This window comes from Oleiphilus sp. HI0061 (assembly GCF_001635675.1).
The window spans coordinates 1-3,511 of record NZ_LWFE01000970.1; the positions used below are offsets into that span (position 1 = coordinate 1).

General features: G+C 42.7%; 3 protein-coding genes. 1 reads left to right on the forward strand and 2 read right to left on the reverse strand.

Going from position 1 to position 3,511, the window contains the following annotated elements; translation table 11 throughout:
- Nucleotides 1–1,449: a methyl-accepting chemotaxis protein gene (locus A3735_RS11345; protein WP_068508451.1), complete on the reverse strand. Its 1,449-nt coding sequence runs from the start codon at nucleotides 1,447–1,449 to the stop codon at nucleotides 1–3.
- Nucleotides 1,450–1,679: 230 nt separating this feature from the next.
- Here A3735_RS11345 and recA point away from each other — a divergent pair, with 230 nt between their 5' ends.
- Entirely contained in the window at nucleotides 1,680–2,717 is a 1,038-nt protein-coding gene (recA, locus tag A3735_RS11350) for a recombinase RecA (protein WP_068510971.1), read from the forward strand.
- A 175-nt stretch (nucleotides 2,718–2,892) separates the two neighbouring features.
- On the opposite strand, the gene A3735_RS30880 is transcribed toward recA, so the two are convergent.
- The coding region (locus A3735_RS30880; protein WP_197485870.1) for a hypothetical protein at nucleotides 2,893–3,511 on the reverse strand (619 nt) is incomplete at its 5' end.

Consider the following 3,511-nt stretch of genomic DNA (forward strand, 5'->3'; position numbering starts at 1 on the left):
CTATTTATTCACGACGTTTGCTAGCTTCTCTGAAACGTCGCTAAGCTTTGTCGTCATTGTGCTCAGGTTTTGAATTGACTCCAGTAGGTGTATAACAGCGTAAGCGTTATTGTTATTTACCTCGCCAACATTCTGCGAGGCAGCACTGACTTGTGTCATGTTGTCTTGCAGTTTATTGATTACCTTGGATACTTTTTCAATTTGTTCTGAAACTTCAATAACCGAGGCCGATGTATTCTCCAGTACTGCTTCTGAGTGAAGTACTATCTCGACGCCCTTATCAACGTCTACTGACCCTTGTTTTATTACATCGGTAATTTCTTGGGCAGACTCATCACAGCGAATTGATAAGCTTCTGATTTCGTCAGCAACGACGGCAAAGCCACGCCCCCTGTCACCAGCACGTGCAGCTTCGATTGTTGCGTTTAATGCAAGTAAGTTCGTTTGGCTAACGATACCGGAAATGACCTGAATAACATCTTCAATTTTTGAGAAGCTTTGTTTGATCTTATCCATGCTTTCTGTTGTTTTCTTCATGGAGTCTGCGGTAGATGTGACATTTGCTTGTGTAGTTCTTGTCACAGTTTCAATTTCTCTCACAAGAGAAGATGTCTCGCTAAGCGTTGTTTGCGTTTCGCTAACTGTTGCATCAATCTGCTCAGAAGCCTCGAGTTGAGAATGTGCGCCGTTTTCAATTGACTGGCTATCACTGTTCATTTTTTTGATGTTTTCTAGCAAGGATCTTGATGAGGTGGATAGGGTATGGCATGTCGACTTGGCTTCATTCAGAATCTCTCCTAAGCGCTGTGAGTTCTTTTCGGCCGAAATTACCAGACTACTTGTCTCTTCATTTGCTTGGATTGCTTCAGCTAGTGATTCTTGCCTTATGCGAAAAGCATAGCTCTGGCCAAGCCATATAATGATCATTGGCAATAAGTAGCCGGAATAGGTGTCTATAAGCTTCTGGCTTTCACTGAAAGGATAGTTGTTCCATACCACACCGCTGCGATCGAAGTACACCAATAAGCCAATGCTAGTGAATGAGGTGCAAAACCAAAATAGTCCAGACTTTCTGTTGGCTAATAGATAGGCAATACAAACCAGGGTCGGAATCCAAAATATATGTGAAGAATGTAAGCCGCCAAGGCTGTAGATCATATTGAAGCCATGAGGGAAGGCCCCAACCATTAGCATGTTAGCAACTACGTTTGGAGAGCACTTGAGTCTCACAAGGGTGCTTGAAATAAGCGACATGAGAAGCCCAATCGAAGATGATACTACAAGCGCGGTATAGTCGGCCTTAGTCCATTTAATAATGCTGTAAATCATTACCAGGTTGGTAAAGAACTGGAAGTAAAGTAATAAGCGATAGCGAACCTGAAGCTCTTTGCTTATTGAGTGGGGCTTAGGCCAAAAGAACTGGATGTAATGTTTCAACGGGTCAAGCATGTATTTTGCAATCCAAGGCGGTTAAAGGTACTAATAATAAAACTATAGACCTAAAACAGTAGTAAGTCACCTTGGCCAACGCTCGCGTTTGGACGAACGAAAAATAATGAAAAAAATATTGGACAGTTAGTATTTAACTGCACATAATACTGATTATGTATACAGTATAAATTACTGGTCGTAATATTTAGTTATGGCCTGCAAAGAGTTATTAGTTAGGGGATATTTAAATGGAAGACAACAAAAAGAAAGCTTTAGGTGCTGCACTTTCTCAGATAGAGCGTCAGTTTGGTAAGGGTGCAATAATGAAGATGGGCGACCAGCCCAGAGAGGCGATCCCCTCTGTATCAACTGGCTCTCTAGGCCTGGATATTGCTTTGGGAATTGGTGGTCTTCCTTATGGTCGTATTGTTGAAATTTATGGCCCCGAAAGTTCTGGTAAAACAACACTTACATTGCAGGTTATTGCAGAGGCGCAAAAGCAAGGTAAAACCTGTGCGTTTGTTGATGCTGAACATGCTTTGGATCCAATTTACGCAGAGAAGTTAGGCGTCAACGTTGATGAGCTTTTGGTTTCTCAGCCAGATACCGGAGAGCAGGCATTAGAGATCGCCGATATGCTTGTACGCTCAGGTGCTGTTGATGTATTAATTATTGACTCAGTTGCTGCCTTAACGCCAAAAGCTGAAATCGAAGGGGATATGGGTGATAGTCATATGGGCTTGCAGGCGAGACTTATGTCGCAGGCACTTCGTAAGATTACGGGTAATATTAAAAATGCTAATTGCTTGTGTATTTTCATCAACCAAATTCGTATGAAGATCGGCGTAATGTTTGGCAACCCTGAGACAACAACCGGTGGTAACGCCTTAAAATTCTATTCATCGGTACGTTTGGATATTCGTCGTACCGGCGCGGTAAAACAGGGCGACGAAATTATTGGTAACGAAACGCGAGTTAAGGTTGTAAAAAACAAGGTTTCACCACCATTCAAACAGGCAGAGTTCCAGATCCTTTACGGCAAGGGTATATACCGCATGGGGGAAATCATAGATCTCGGTGTTAAGGAAGGCTTGGTAGATAAGGCTGGCGCATGGTACAGCTACAACGGCGACAAGATCGGGCAGGGTAAGGCTAATGCTGCCAACTTCTTGAAAGAGAACCCCGAAATCGCTGAAGATATTGAGGGCAAGGTTCGAGAAAAATATATGCCTAAGATTGAGCCTGCAGAAGGGGGTGACGCACCTGAACTGGCTTTGGAGCTGTAACTTATTTATATTTTGTGGCTAAATTTACGAAGATAATTTTACTAAGAGTAAAGTTATCTTCGTTATTTAATACAAGTAGTAAGTGATAAGATTGTTTGAGGGGGGGAATGGCAAGCCTTTAAATCAGCTTCAAACGATATACCTTGCGCTCCCTCTCTTGCTATTCATTAATTTTTTATCTACCCTGATCGCTTGTTTGGTCTGTTAAGCTATCAACGGCATCAACGGCATCAACGGCATCAACGGCTTCATTACTATTCAAGTTTGCTTGCGTATTATCAATAACTGCTTGAGTGCTTTCAGGAGTGGTATTAACATTATTTTGTTGTTCTTCGAGAGTCGTGCTATCTGAAGCAACTTCAATGGCATCAAAGCTGTCTTCATCCTTACGTAAAGAGATATCGGTAGCGCTGCTGTCCACTTCTAAGCCTTCCAGAGGTTTATGTCCGGCGGGCAGAGCAGGTGCTTCGAGCGTTTCAATCACAAGCGGCTCGGATCGAGGCGCAGCGAAAGTTTGGATCTGGGAAGCGGGAAGCTCAGGTTTTTGTACAGGGGCCTTTTTCAGCTCTTTTATAAGATCGATTATAACTTCTGACTGGTTAAATAGTTTTTCAGGCTCAATGTCTTGACCTGATGTAGCTAAGTGAATGTTATTGAGAAGTTCCATTACTTTAAGAACGTGCTTTTCAGCTTCTTCTGGTTTCATTTTTACCGTGCGTTCGGCTTCAATCGCAACGAAGTAAGCTTTTTTAGTCGCCAAAAGAGCATCAATGCCTGCAGCTTTTACCCCCTCT

Coding starts and splice junctions, on each gene's coding strand:
- recA (WP_068510971.1), top strand. CDS start 1,680: ATGGAAGACAACAAAAAGAAAGCTTTAGGTGCTGCACTTTCTCAGATA.
- A3735_RS11345 (WP_068508451.1), bottom strand. CDS start 1,449: ATGCTTGACCCGTTGAAACATTACATCCAGTTCTTTTGGCCTAAGCCC.